Source organism: Acinetobacter brisouii CIP 110357 (genome assembly GCF_000488275.1).
In the GTDB taxonomy this organism is placed as follows: Bacteria; Pseudomonadota; Gammaproteobacteria; order Pseudomonadales; family Moraxellaceae; genus Acinetobacter; species Acinetobacter brisouii.
This window is the reverse complement of the sequence record NZ_KI530762.1, coordinates 1,320,640-1,334,870: the sequence shown is the minus strand read 5'-3', so window position 1 is coordinate 1,334,870 and position 14,231 is coordinate 1,320,640. Positions and strand designations below refer to the sequence as shown.

At 40.2% G+C, this 14,231-nt stretch carries 12 protein-coding genes; 3 read left to right on the top strand and 9 right to left on the bottom strand.

Going from position 1 to position 14,231, the window contains the following annotated elements:
* Positions 1-788 precede the first annotated feature (788 nt).
* The 6 genes from P255_RS06260 to mhpD form a co-directional block, all read right to left on the bottom strand.
* The gene (locus P255_RS06260) at positions 789-1,238 is read right to left on the bottom strand and encodes a bacteriohemerythrin (protein WP_004901647.1); all 450 of its coding nucleotides are present in this window, start codon (positions 1,236-1,238) and stop codon (positions 789-791) included.
* Positions 1,239-1,628: 390 nt separating this feature from the next.
* A complete protein-coding gene (locus tag P255_RS06255) occupies positions 1,629-2,591 on the bottom strand; it encodes a 3-carboxyethylcatechol 2,3-dioxygenase (RefSeq protein WP_004901645.1) in 963 nt (320 codons plus the stop codon).
* 155 nt (positions 2,592-2,746) lie between these two features.
* On the bottom strand, positions 2,747-3,607 hold the full coding sequence (locus P255_RS06250; RefSeq protein WP_004901643.1) for an alpha/beta fold hydrolase: 861 nt from the start codon (positions 3,605-3,607) through the stop codon (positions 2,747-2,749).
* Positions 3,608-3,715: 108 nt separating this feature from the next.
* Positions 3,716-4,741 (bottom strand): 4-hydroxy-2-oxovalerate aldolase, encoded by a 1,026-nt coding sequence (gene dmpG, locus P255_RS06245; RefSeq protein ID WP_004901641.1) that lies wholly within the window; start codon positions 4,739-4,741, stop codon positions 3,716-3,718.
* Positions 4,742-4,753: 12 nt separating this feature from the next.
* Entirely contained in the window at positions 4,754-5,650 is an 897-nt protein-coding gene (locus P255_RS06240) for an acetaldehyde dehydrogenase (acetylating) (protein WP_004900856.1), read from the bottom strand.
* Positions 5,651-5,674: 24 nt separating this feature from the next.
* Positions 5,675-6,472, bottom strand: a complete 798-nt coding sequence (mhpD, locus tag P255_RS06235; protein ID WP_004901639.1) for a 2-keto-4-pentenoate hydratase — start codon at positions 6,470-6,472, stop codon at positions 5,675-5,677.
* 647 nt (positions 6,473-7,119) lie between these two features.
* Here mhpD and P255_RS06230 point away from each other — a divergent pair.
* Positions 7,120-8,754 carry a bifunctional 3-(3-hydroxy-phenyl)propionate/3-hydroxycinnamic acid hydroxylase gene (locus P255_RS06230; RefSeq protein ID WP_004901638.1) on the top strand — a complete coding sequence of 545 codons (1,635 nt, stop codon included), beginning with the start codon at positions 7,120-7,122 and terminating at the stop codon, positions 8,752-8,754.
* Positions 8,755-8,836: 82 nt separating this feature from the next.
* Here P255_RS06230 and hcaR read toward each other — a convergent pair whose 3' ends face one another.
* Positions 8,837-9,730, bottom strand: coding sequence for a DNA-binding transcriptional regulator HcaR (gene hcaR, locus P255_RS06225; RefSeq protein WP_004901636.1), 894 nt, complete (start codon positions 9,728-9,730; stop codon positions 8,837-8,839).
* Between the two features lie 413 nt (positions 9,731-10,143).
* On the opposite strand from hcaR, the gene mhpT reads away from it, so the two are divergent.
* The gene (gene mhpT / locus P255_RS06220; RefSeq protein ID WP_004901634.1) at positions 10,144-11,364 is read left to right on the top strand and encodes a 3-(3-hydroxy-phenyl)propionate transporter MhpT; all 1,221 of its coding nucleotides are present in this window, start codon (positions 10,144-10,146) and stop codon (positions 11,362-11,364) included.
* A 165-nt stretch (positions 11,365-11,529) separates the two neighbouring features.
* On the opposite strand, the gene P255_RS06215 is transcribed toward mhpT, so the two are convergent.
* The gene (locus P255_RS06215) at positions 11,530-12,591 is read right to left on the bottom strand and encodes an NAD(P)-dependent alcohol dehydrogenase (RefSeq protein ID WP_004901632.1); all 1,062 of its coding nucleotides are present in this window, start codon (positions 12,589-12,591) and stop codon (positions 11,530-11,532) included.
* Positions 12,581-13,003, bottom strand: a complete 423-nt coding sequence (locus tag P255_RS06210; protein WP_004901630.1) for a (R)-mandelonitrile lyase — start codon at positions 13,001-13,003, stop codon at positions 12,581-12,583. Before P255_RS06210 ends, P255_RS06215 begins: the two co-directional genes overlap by 11 nt.
* A 193-nt stretch (positions 13,004-13,196) precedes the next feature.
* Here P255_RS06210 and P255_RS06205 point away from each other — a divergent pair, with 193 nt between their 5' ends.
* Positions 13,197-14,111 carry an AraC family transcriptional regulator gene (locus tag P255_RS06205; protein WP_004901627.1) on the top strand — a complete coding sequence of 305 codons (915 nt, stop codon included), beginning with the start codon at positions 13,197-13,199 and terminating at the stop codon, positions 14,109-14,111.
* The last annotated feature ends 120 nt before the right edge of the window (positions 14,112-14,231 follow it).

The following is a 14,231-nucleotide window of genomic DNA, read 5'->3' as shown; positions in this document are numbered from 1 at the left end:
ATCATTGGAATCATTGGAATCATTGGAATCATTGGAATCATTGGAATCATTGGAATCATTGGAATCATTGGAATCATTGGAATCATTGGAATCATGGATCATCAAATGATGATGTGTGATTGATAAAAATATCAACAAATAATGGCGCCATTTAAAGCATTTAAGAGATAGAAATATAGGTTTCTAGGTAGCTTTTAGCACAAGATAATATTTCGTATAATGTATATTATGTTAAATAGTATATCAGTGATTGCAACCTATTCAAAGTTAATCTAGCTAAAATGGCGACTGCAACTTCGTGCTGGAGAAATTCTGGACAAGTTTAATATCTTCACTAAAGCACGTTAATATTCATCATGATGCGGAAATCCTGCGCTATCTCATTCTTGTTATGTGATGATCCAACCTGATCAGTAGTAATTTTGGTTTGTTGATCTCGTCCATACATCGAGTTTGCAATCAGCATAATAAGACGATCTAAAGAACTTGTTGCTAGCTGCTCTAGTTGATTTGTTTGGGATTCACTTGGAAACATGTTGAATTGGTATTTTTATAAAATATTGATGAACTTTAGAATTTAGCTATCGTTTTAAAATGACAACAGCATCTGTTCTTATGGCTGCCGTATATGCCAATTTACACTTAAAATGATTAAATTCTGGTCAAAATATAGATCAGCAAACCTGTTATTCCAACACAATTGATTCGAAATAAAAAACACAGCGGCAACTAGGTTTTACCGCTGTATGTGGTTGTTTGAAAAAAATCTGCATAATAATCAATGGTTTCTATTTGAAAAATCGTGAAAACCAGCTTTTTCCTTTTTTCTTTTCTTGTGACTGTAAATAATGCAGCATATTTTCACGTACAGAATTCACATAATCTTGATCATCATGCTGAATGTGATTAATCAACCATTTTGAAAGTAATCGATATAAATCATTCTCGATAGCTTCTCCCCTTTCAAATCTATGACGATATTCATTCAACCGTTTAACAAATAATTCGTGTATGCCTTTATGAGATGGCAGATATTGATAGAAGACTTGTTGAAGGAGGTTTTCTTCAAAGCTAAAATGGGACTGGGTGTAATCAATCAAATCATCTAAAATTTCTCTGATTTTATCGCGTTGACCGTTGATTAGAATTTGTTCTAAGGCATTGATATAATCCAATATTTGTCGATGTTGATGATCAATTACATCTATTCCTATATTATAACTTTCGTTCCATTCCATCGCTGTTCTCTTGTATATTGTTATGCTGAAATGTTTCTAGGTATGATTTTTTAGGTAAATAAATTTACCCATATAAATCCCATAAAAAAATTATGGAATTAGATATTACAAACAGTTTTTATTGAAATCAATAGCCCAAATCAATATTTTTATTAAAGAATGAAGGTAAATTTCTGCATCTATGCAAAGTTATGATTGTGAGATTGTGACGGCATCATCTACATCATTTCATATCGTAAAATGCAGCAGTCATAACATTAAAAAAAATGAATTAAAATCAAAATGAAGCATCAAGAATAGTTCTTTTTTTATACTTAAATTTAGATGTATTTTTTAAAGCCACTTAAAAGCAAAAGTATTTAAGCGGCTTTTTTATAGTCGTTAAAAAGATCATTGCCCTTTTAATTCGGCTGAAACGATACCAAAACCTGCAATCCACTCACTAATAGCTTCATAACAGTGTAGTTTCATCTCGTAGTCGCCTAAAGTTGAAAATGCGGAAAATGCTGCCATCCAAGAACGGACTTCTTGACCACCGCGTCCACCTTCTTGGCGTATCTCGGTTTCAGTCATGGCTGCAAGTGAGGAAAAATCAGCATTTTTAAATTTTTCTAATAGTGCAATATCCCACTCTGGGTTAAGTGGAACAGCAACAGATTGGTCACCTGCAGCTAGTCGTTGCCCTACAGAAATAATTTTAGACTGACGCGCAGAACGAGATTCTGGTGAAGGATTGCGGCCACAAATTAAAAACTCTTCTACGTCTGGTGGCACTGAACCCATTTGCGGTGTTGGCGGATCGTGCGAAAGCCCACCTGTTCCCAAAATCAGTACACGTTCATTCTCAAGATTCAGAGATTGGATAAATTTCCCGACAGCATGCCCAAGTGCGATTGCTCGTTTGGTTGTTGGCATTGGAGTTGCTGCCCCATTAATAAAAATAGGAATCGTCGGGTAACGATCAAGCTGACCATCACATAAAAAATGCAAAGGCTGAGTTACCCCATGATCTGCTTGCATACGATACGAATAAGCAACATCAACACCTTCATCAAGTACACTACGAATCAGGTTTAATGCGACGTCTTCAGGCACATTGATTTTTCCAGGGCCATAATTCCAATCACCCGCAGCGTTTGCCCGAATTCCCACACAAAAACTTGGCATCAGGTCATAAAAAAAACCATTAAAATGGTCTGAACCAAAAGCAATAATTAAAGTTGGGTTATATCGTTTGACGTCTTCAGCTAGCTGAGCAAAAGTTTCTCGTACTTTTTGTTCTTGTGAATGGTTTTGTGGCGAAGCAAATTCCATTAATGGACTGTGTGAAGCACAGATAAGTTTGACAGGCATAGTTTATTCCTTTAAGAAGATAATAAAAATTACCTTCGATCATCCTGTATAAATCTATATCGAAATCGAATCTAAATAATGTATTTGCTGAATCTGCACCAGTTCATACTTGACGATACAGACTCAGGCTCAATCTAATTTCGTTTCAAAATAAATTATTTAACGCCATGAGCAGCTAAATAGTTTTTAATCACGACATTAAACTCATCGGCTTTTTCAACTTGTGACCAGTGACCACATTGGCTGAAAATATGCGCGTCAGCATTAGGGACAGTATTTAAAATATCCCAAGTGCGTGAAACAGGAATGACGACATCTTGTACACCGTGAACCAATAGTACAGGAATAGTGATGTCTTTCATTTTTTCAAAATCAAGTGGAAATTCAAAACGATCTCGATCTCGAGCAGTCACAACATCCATCAAGCGATCAAATGCATAATCGTTCTTTGCCGCTTCAAATCGCACTTTGACCAATTCATCAGTAATTAAGTCTTTATTCACGACAAACATCGACAAGGTTTTTTTAATGCCGTCTTCTGTTAACACTGGGTTTGCATGTGCTTTTAATGCTGCCGTTTGTTTAGCGCCACCAGTTCCCATAGAGACAATACCGAGTACACGTTCTGGGTAATCCAATGCCATTTGAAAAGCCAGCCAGCCACCCAAAGAGTTACCGACTAACCATGTTTTTTCAATGCCTAACGCATCTAATGTGCGAACAGCATGATCAACCCATGCACGAATACCATATTGAGTGTTTGGTGCAACAATTGTTTGACCATAACCAATGGTATCAATAGCGATACAACGTGCTTGCTCACCAATTTGAGGTAAATTTAGCCACCAATTTGCTGCCGCAGATACGCCTGTACCTGAACCATGTAAAAATAGAACAGGTGTTCCCTCGCCCACTTCGTGATAATGCGTTAACTCGCCTTCAGCCGTTTGAATCCATTTATCTTCTAAACCAAAAAATGAATCCGTTTTATATTCTGGAATTTGTACCGTGGTCATGACTATTTCTCTTTACCCATAAATCGGAAGAATTTTTTTCAATACTTCCTGAATTCAATCAAAATTTTCTAAAAAGTACTCCTGTGAGATACTTTTAGATCATTAGTTTTAAACTGAAGCTGCGATTGTTTTCGCTTTAGACATAGTTAAAGCCAGATCTTCAATCATATCTTCCTGACCACCGACAGTGCCACGACGTCCTAACTCAAGCAGGATTTCACGTGCAGAAACACCATATTTAGCTTCAGCGCGTTTGGCAAACAGCAAGAATGATGAATACACACCTGCATAACCCAAAGTTGCTGCATCACGGTCTGCACGAATCGGATGCGTCATCATCGGAATAATAATGTCTTCAGCAATATCCTGAACCTTGAACAGGTCTACCCCTGTTTCCAGTCCCATACGATTGGCCACGGCAACAAACAGTTCCAGTGGCGTATTACCCGCACCTGCACCTAAACCTGCAGAGGCCAAGTCCACACGTACTGCGCCTGCATTTACCGCAGTAATCGAGTTCGCCACACCCATACCCAAGTTATGGTGTCCATGGAAGCCGATTTCCACGTCTGCTGGCAGGTTGGCACGCAAGATACCCACACGATCTGTAACATCTTGTGGCAACAAATAACCTGCAGAGTCAGTCACATAGATACAGTTGGCACCATAAGACACCATTTTCTGTGCTTCTTCGAGCAATTTCTCTGGAGAGGCCATGTGTGCCATCATCAGGAAGCCTACGGTGTCCATACCCAGTTTACGCGCAGCGGTAATATGCTGTTCAGAGACATCGGCTTCGGTTGAATGGGTTGCAACACGAATGGTTGCAACACCCACATCATGTGCCATTTTGAGATGGTCGACCGTTCCGATACCAGGCAGTAACAGTGCAGAGACTTTGGCCTGTTTCAGATGTGGAATCACTGCTTTGAGATATTCTTCATCGCTGGCTGCTGCAAAGCCATAGTTGACCGAGTTACCGCCCAAGCCGTCACCGTGGGTGACTTCAATTAGAGGCACACCTGCGTCATCCAGTGCAGTGGCAATTTTCACCATTTGCTCAGGTGTGGTTTGATGGCGCATTGGATGCATACCATCACGTAAAGTCATATCATTAATAATAATCTTAGACATGTGGTGATCCTTTTAAGCTTCAACTGTTTCGAGTAAACGTTCTGCAAACATTTCTGCGGTACGCGCAGCAGCAGCAGTCATAATGTCAAGGTTACCCGCATATTTCGGTAGGAAGTCGCCGAGTCCCTCAACTTCAAGGAACATGGATACGCGATTGCCATCAAAGACCGGGCCGTTCACCAGTGTGTAACCTGGAACATATTTTTGAACTTCTTTGATCATGGCCTGCACAGATTTTGTAATCGCGGCCTGATCAGGTTCACCTTCCACTAAACAGTGTACGGTGTCACGCATCATTAATGGTGGCTCAGCAGGGTTGATGATAATAATCGCCTTGCCTTGTTTGGCACCCCCGACCTTTTCAATCGCACCTGCTGTGGTACGGGTAAATTCGTCGATATTTTTACGTGTACCAGGGCCAACAGATCGGGTCGATACGGTGGCAATGATTTCGCCATATGCAACAGGTTGAACACGTGAAATTGCAGCCACCATCGGAATCGTCGCCTGTCCGCCACAGGTCACCATGTTGACGTTTGGCAAGTCGCCTGCTTCAAGCAAGGTTTCCAGATTCACAGGTGGGACACAGAAAGGACCAATCGCGGCAGGCGTCAAGTCAATCATCTGTACGCCAAGTTCATTTAACTTGCGGCTGTTTTCAGCATGGACATAAGCCGAGGTCGCATCAAAAGCGATTTTGATATCATCCGCGATCACGTGTGGCAATAAACCATCAACCCCTTCAGCGGTGGTTTTCAGGCCCATTTTTTCTGCACGTGCCAAACCTTCAGAGGTTGGGTCAATTCCGACCATCCATACTGGTTCAAGAATGTCACTACGTTGAAGTTTGTAAAGCAGGTCAGTACCAATATTCCCTGGCCCAATCAATGCACATTTAATCTTTTTCATGAACAACTTCCCTAAAGAACTAGATTATTCAGCAGCAAAAGCAGCTGTTACTGAACCAAAACCTTCGATTTCAACGTGAAATTCATCACCCGGGTTCGCAACCACCATCGGTCCGAGCGCACCCGTTAAAATAATATCGCCTGCAAGCAGTGGACGACCACGACGTACCATTTCGTCTGCCAGCCAGACAGCGGCATTTAGCGGGTTAGAAAGACAGGCTTTGCCAACGCCCTGAGACACCACTTCATTGCCGCGAGTCATGGTCATTTTGCAATTTACAAGATCTAGCTGTTCGAGTTTCACAGGACGTGAACCGAGAACATAAGCTGCTGAAGAGGCATTATCAGCAACAGTATCAATCAACGAGATTTTCCAGTTTTCGATACGGCTATCCACGACTTCTATGGCAGGTAGTGCATATTCGGTTGCACGAATAATGTCTGCATAGGTGTGTTCTTTTTGGGTTAAATCCTGATTAATGATTAACGCAATTTCAGCTTCAACTTTGGGTTGAATCAATAAACCTGCAGGAATGGCTTCACCGTCGCCATAAGCCATATCGGCAAACAGCATACCAAAATCAGGCTGGTCCACGCCCAGTTGAGTTTGAACAACCTTAGACGTCAATCCAATTTTACGACCGACTAGACGGCGTCCTTCCGATAATGCACGTTGAGTATTAATCTCTTGCACTGCATAGGCAACATCCACATCCGCGCTTTCACCGCCAAGTTCAGAACGAATAGGAGCGATTGCAGTTCGAGAGAGCTCAGCCGTACGTAGAGCTTGTGCAACTACTTCAACAACACCAGAATTCGACATTATTTTTTCCTTAAACTACGAAATGTAATTTTCTTATTACAAACAATGAACGAATCATTGAATGCGGTCTGAAAATTTCCACAGTAGCCAAATGAATGCTTACAGCGATACGATATCTGGCTATCTATAAAAAACGTGTACTTACAACCTGTTTAGAATCAGGAAAATATTATTTTTATTCCAATAGTTATTTTGTTTTTTATAATAGTTAGAAATGATAGATACAATTTTCATTTGTGCTTTAATAAAAAAAATAATTAAAAAACATACAGATAATTGGCTTTTATCGCTATCGTAAAGCGCTTATATTTCAAATATGGTCAATTTATACGACTAATAGCTAATAAAAATTTATGAAAAACTCTATAGATTATCAAAAATAATTAAATAAATAATTGTTTTTATTGAGTAAAAATATTTTTAAAATTAAACACCAACCCTTTGAACAATTCAGAATCAATGAAATCGAATTTTGCTAACGATAGAAAAAAATGATCGTCAGATCACAAAAATATATTTAATAAATTTAAAAATATATTTACATTTCAAGTATTTATTATTTTTCAATTCTTGATAAATAATTTTAATTAGCCTATCTAGCGACTATTGACTAGGTTGTGCAGATTTCAGGATTGGCAGTTAATTAAATGAATGTCAATGGAATGGATTTTGCTGTGAGTACGAAGCAAATTGATTACAATGCCCAAGTGGCAATTTTAGGTGCAGGCCCTGTCGGTTTAACCATCGCGAACTATTTAAGCAAACAAGGCATTTCAGTGGTTGTGGTAGAAAAACTGGATAGCCTGATTGATTACCCTCGCGCAATTGGTATTGACGATGAAGCTTTACGTACAATTCAGTCGCTTGGACTAATTGATAAAGTTTTACCGCATACCACTCCAAATCATGCCATGCGCTTTTTAACGCCTAAAGGTCACTGTTTTGCCGATATTCAGCCGATGACTCGTGAATTTGGCTGGTCTCGTCGAAATGCATTTATTCAACCGCAAGTAGATAAAGTTCTACTCGAAAATTTACAACAGTATGATACTGCAACGGTTCTTTTCTCGCGTGATTTGACTAAATTTAGTCAAGATGCAAATGGCGTGACACTCAATATTGAAACCGCAGATAAAAAATCTGAGGTGGTTCATGCACAATATTTGGTGGCTTGTGATGGTGGTAACTCGATTGTTCGACGTACACTAAATATTGGTTTTGACGGAAAAACAGCGCCAAATCAATGGATCGTGATTGATATTGAAAATGATCCACTTGCAACACCGCATATTTATTTATGTTGTGACCCTGTACGACCATATGTTTCAGCCGCTCTACCGCATGGCATCCGTCGTTTTGAATTTATGGTTATGCCTGGCGAAACTCAAGAAGAGCTGAGCAAACCTGAAAATATCAACAGACTACTTTCAAAAGTGCTTCCAAACACCGAGAAGATTGAAGTCATTCGTCAGCGTGTATATACACACAATGCTCGTATCGCGGATAAATTTCGTGTTAATCGCATTTTACTGGCAGGTGATGCAGCGCACATTATGCCTGTATGGCAAGGTCAGGGATACAATAGCGGTATGCGCGATGCCTTTAATCTGGCGTGGAAACTTGCCTTGGTTGTTCAAGGCAAATCAGGCGCTGCTTTACTGGATTCGTATCAAGTTGAACGTAAAGATCATGCTAAAGCCATGATTGATTTATCTGTGATGGCGGGTCATGTACTTGCACCACCAAAAGTATGGCAAGGCTTTGTCCGAGACAGTATTGCCTATGCGCTCAATTATATTAAGCCAATTAAGCAATATTTATTGGAAATGCGTTTTAAGCCAATGCCACAATACAAAGACGGTGCATTGGTAACAGACGGTCATAAACATTCGCCCGTTGGTAAAATGTTTATACAACCCCAAGTCAAACTCGAATCAGGTGAAACAGCATTACTTGATGACGTGATTGATAATGACTTTGCAATCATTGCATGGGGAGTTGATCCTAAATGGGGAATGAATGACGCAACGATGGCAAAATGGAAATCTTTGGGTGTGAAATTCATTCAGGTTCTGCCTGCCGTGCAGATTGATAATCCTCAACGTAAAAAACTTGATGGCGTCATTACAATTGGTGATTCTGGTGTCGATATACGCAGCTGGTTTGGTAAAACCTCGCAATCGATTGTGATTCTTCGCCCTGACCGTTTTGTCGCAGCGCTTGCGATTCCACAAACGCTTAATAGCGTCAGCAATGATTTATTTGCAAAACTATATTCATAATGAATGTATGCATCTAATAAAAAGGTCGCTCATCAGGCGACCTTTTTATTTGTATAACGACCCTTTTCTAGCGTCGGTGCATCTATATAAGATTAATATGAAAATGTTCCTTTAATATCTTTAAAATCAAGTCAATCGTTTCATTTTTTTGGTTTTTTCGGTAACTCACATACAAATCGATCATTGGTAAAGACTCAACCGTACTTTTCACGACCACTTTGTCACCGAGTAATGGTGTGACATACAAGGGCACTAGACTCCAGCCAACGCCCATCCCCACCAAATTTACATTCAATAGAATATTATTCGAATACTGAACAATATTGGGTGTAATTTTTTCTTGTTTAAAAAAATCCTTAATAATTTTATGTAGCTGTGGTGAAGCTACCTCTTCACTGACAATAAAATCCTGCTGGTTAAAGCTTTTAATACTGATTTGTTTTAACTGTGCAGCAGGAGAGCTCTTAGGTACAATCAAGGCTAACGGCTCTTGGAAAATGTGAAATGACTCAAACTCCTTTGTTTCATCAGTATACCGTGTAAAAGCAATGTCAATTTCACCTTTTTTCAGTGCTTTAAATTGGTCTGCATCGGTTAAACTTTGAAAATTAATATTTAAATTTGGAAAGTGTGCACGAATATTCGGCATGATATAGGGAAATACTTTCATCTCTGCGACAGGGACAAAACCTATATTTAAGTGATCGTGATTTAATTTGGATACTTGGCGAGCATCATGTATGGCTTTTTCAGAGTGCTCCAAACAAAGTAACGCCTCCTTTAAAAACACCTTCCCTTCTTCTGTAAGTTCTACCTTACGATTAGAACGCAAGAGAAGCTGCACCCCCACTTCTTCTTCCAAATCCCTGATTTGCTGACTGAGTGAAGGTTGCACTGTACACATTTTTTGCGCTGCTTTAGTAAAATTTAATTCTTCAGCAACAGCAACAAAATACCGTAAATGACGTAATTCCATAACTTAATTGATCTTCCCTAGACGCCTTAATCATACCTGTCAAAAATTGATGCTTGCATAAAAACTTACATTTTTATGCCTTATTAAGATCATATTTTTATGATGACAAAGACCTGAAACAATAAACAGCTCATATTATATGACTCTTTTAGATTTATTGATTTGCAATGATCTATTTTTACTATCGTTTCATAAAAAATAACTACTCATATTTAAATTATTGAAATAAATACATATTTTAAATTTTATTATTAATAATATTTAATTTATAACCCTTAAATAAGCCTGCTTTATTATTTTATCGTGATTATGTCCGACTATTGTCTTGATATTTATAAATGATAATTAAACAGAGAATAACAAGCCGAATCGTAAGTTGAAAACGATTTGTATATTATTGATGGAGATCAATCATGGCACAAATACAAACAGGGAAAGTGCAAAAAATCTTAACGATTTTTTTGTGTTTTTTGGTCGCATTTTTTGAAGGCTATGACCTTCAGGCACCAGGTATCGCAGCGAAGGGAATTGCCGCAACTTTTGGCTTAAGTAAAGTAGAAATGGGATACGTATTTAGCTTAGGCGTATCTGGCATGTTATTTGGCGCATTCTTTGGTGGGCGACTTGCTGATTATTTAGGGCAAAAGAAAGTTCTGATGCTTTCTATCGCAGTTTTTGGCATTTTTATGGTAATTACAGCATATGCACCAAACGTTGAAGTTTTATATATCGCACGATTTTTTACAGGATTAGGTTTAGGGGCTGCAATGCCTGCCATGATTTCAGGTGTCGGTGATGAAGCAACTGAAAAAAATCGGGGCAAGTTAAATAGCCTGATGTATTGCGGTTTGCCCGTTGGTGCGAGTTTTGTTGCAATTCTTGCGATATTTTTACCAGAGATTAAATGGCAAAGCTTGTTTTTGATTGGGGGGATAACGCCATTATTTTTGATTCCTTTCATCTCTCTTGTTTTAAAAGACAAGCTTAAAGTCATCAAAGAAGTGCAGTCTTTTACAGCGATGCCAAGCACGCTGAACGTATTGTTTCAAAACAAGCAATATAGACATACCCTTCCGCTTTGGGTTAGCTTTTTCTTCACGCTAATGATCAATTACATTTTAATTAGCTGGTTACCGAACTTGTTGATGGAACAAGGCTTAGAAAAACAACAAGCCTTTATGGTGATGCTGGTCTTCCAGATCGGTGCAATTGTGGGAACTTTAGCATTTGGTTTTTTACTGGATCGCCTAAAACTTTGGCAATTAACCGCGATTATCTACAGTGGTCTATTTATTGCGTTGAGCCTACTGTTCACAACAACATCAATTCCTGTGTTAATTGTTGCCGGAATTATGGGCGGGATTTTCTCTACAGGCGGGCAATCCATTCTTTACGGCATTTCGCCTATTTTTTATTCAGGTATGGGAAAAGTTACGGGTGTCGGGAGTGCGATTTCTCTGGGGCGCTTGGGTGCTATGACAGGACCGCTATTAACAGGAAAAATCTTGGCATTAGGATTGGGAACCACAGGGATCTTAATCGCTAGCTTGCCTACGGTAGTCATCTCTGCTGTGGCCGTCGCGTCACTCTCAAGCTTTAAATCTGAACAAAAGAAGTTAACGTCATTGTCTTGAGTGATATGAATGCTTTGTTCAGATGCTGAATAACGTTGAAGTTGAATAGTTTTAGCATAAAATCAGCATAAAAATAGCGAGCCTGCATTAGATCAGGCTCGCTATGCTTTTCATACTATCCAGTAGCAAAATAAATACTGGGCAAATTCATTTAAAAATATAATCTTAAATTGAATTGGTTTGATGGAAAGATTGCATATCAATCACGAAACGGTATTTTACGTCGCTTTTTAACATACGCTCAAACGCATCATTAATGGTTTGCATTTCGATCATTTCCACATCTGCTGTGATGTTATGCTCGCCACAGAAGTCCAAAAGCTCTTGGGTTTCCTGAATTCCACCAATCACTGAACCTGCAACCGAGCGGCGTCCCATAATCATCGGAACGGTATGCGGTTTGATTTCGCCCAAATAACCCACCAAAACCAGTGTTCCATTCAGCGCAAGTGTTGGAACATAGGGGTTCAGGTCATGCTCATACGGTACAGTGTCAATAATCAGGTCAAACTGATTAGCTACAGCTTGCATTTGTTCAGCATTAGTTGATAGAACTACGTGATCTGCACCTAGTTGTTTCGCATCCTGTTCTTTGCTGGTTGAACGGGTGAATAAAGTCACCTCTGCACCGAGTGCATGCGCCAGTTTAATTGCCATATGTCCCAAGCCACCTAGTCCAACGACTGCGACTTTACTGCCCTGACCGACATTCCAGTGACGCAGTGGTGACCATGTGGTAATCCCTGCACATAACAGTGGTGCAACGGCTTTGGTGTCGAGGTTTTCAGGGACTTTCAATACAAAATCTTCGGAACAGATAATGGTTTGCGAATAACCGCCATAAGTTGGACGGTGATCATGCAAATCTTCACTTGCATAAGTTTGGACATGTCCATTTTCGCAGTATTGTTCCAAACCGTTGTCACAGGCTGAACAGTGTCGACAAGAATCCACCAAGCAACCAATCCCGACCAAATCACCGACTTTGAATTTGTGGGCTTTTGCACCTGTTGCAGTTACACGCCCAACAATTTCATGCCCAGGAACAAGCGGATAACGGCTAAAGCCCCAGTCATTACGTGCCTGATGTAAGTCAGAATGGCACACACCACAATACTCGATCTGAATGGTGACATCATCTTCACGCGAATCACGACGTTCAAAAGTAAATGGGGCTAAAGGACTCGTTGCCGATTGGGCTGCATAACCTAAAACTTTAATGCTCATTGTGTTCTCCAGAAGCTAAATCTAAATATTGTTCATCTACAACGTGTTCTAACCAAGTCACGACCTGACCCTGTTGTGCTTCCTGCAACGCAATATGGGTCATAAACTGCTGTTCCGATGCGCCATGCCAGTGTTTTTCATTGGGTGCAATGACTACAATATCGCCGGGTTGAATCATCTGGCGGGGGTCACCCCATTTCTGCACATAACCCAGACCTGCGGTGACCAGTAGAATCTGACCCAGTGGATGAGTATGCCAAGCAGTACGGGCTTGGGGTTGAAAGGTCACCCGCCCACCACTGACATAAGCAGGTTCTTGCTGTGCAAATAAGCTATCAATATGGACTGTGCCACTAAACCAGTCTGGCGAACCTTGCTGAGACTGATGCTGGGCATTTTTAAGCACTTGCATGAGCTTCACCTCTTTTTCAAAGCGGTCTGTTATCAGAACCGTAAAGCCAGTATAGAAATTTCAGCATGAAACAGTTGTTCCATTCCTCTTGCAGATTTGCCTAATTCTCCAAAAAAATATTGCAGGCTCTAGGTTTCTTCATCAATTACGGCTATGTTGGGCAGAGTTACAGCGGTAAGTAAAAGGTCGGACAATGTCAAACTTGGAAATGGGGCTCAATGAAATTTTGGGACGTAGCATCGCACAGTGGACGCAAGGTCAGCACCATGTACAAACACCAATCACAGGTTTGAGCTTAAGCCGCTGGGAGCAGCCGACTGAACCAACCAGTTATGTGATGGATGCCAGCCTGTGCCTGATTGCTCAAGGACAGAAACAGGTCATGCTTGGTCAGGAAATCTATACCTATGACGCCAGTCATTTTCTGTTTACCGCGGTGGATTTTCCTGTGATTGCACAAATTACCGATGCCTCGCCAGAACGTCCCTACCTCAGTGTGTTACTGAAACTTGATCCGCATTTACTGGCGCAAATCATGCTCGAAGCACAGATTTCTTTTCAGCCGTCTACACGTGAACGAAAAGGTGTTGCTGTAGGTACACTTACACCCGATATGCTCAGTGCTTTTATTAGACTTATCAATCTGCTCAGTACCCCTCAGGATATTGCCGTATTGGCTCCTTTAATTATTAAAGAGATCTTTTACCGCCTGCTGATCAGCCCACAAGGGGAACGCCTCAAGCAAATTGTCACGATGGGGACGACAGGACATCGGATTATTCGCGCGATTGACTGGATTAAACACCAGTTTTCCCAACCACTCTGTGTAGAAGAACTTGCCAAACGTATGGGCATGAGCGTATCGAGTTTTCACCAGCATTTTCGGGACATTACCAGTATGAGCCCGCTTCAGTATCAAAAAAGCCTGCGTTTAACCGAAGCGCGGCGTTTACTTATGACTGAAAATCGTGATATTTCTTCTGCCAGTTTGCAGGTCGGCTATGAAAGCTTGTCTCAATTTTCCCGAGAATATAAACGTTTCTTTGGCGCACCGCCGTCGGAAGATATTAAAAATTTATCGCTGAGTACATTTTCATCTCAGCAGTAAAATCAGGGAAAATTGGATATTTATATTATTTCATCAGAAAAGCATGCTGAGGTATTGAGGCTCTCATCTAAATGAGTCATTGCCATCCTATATTCTCAGCATACGTGGATTAAGTCATAA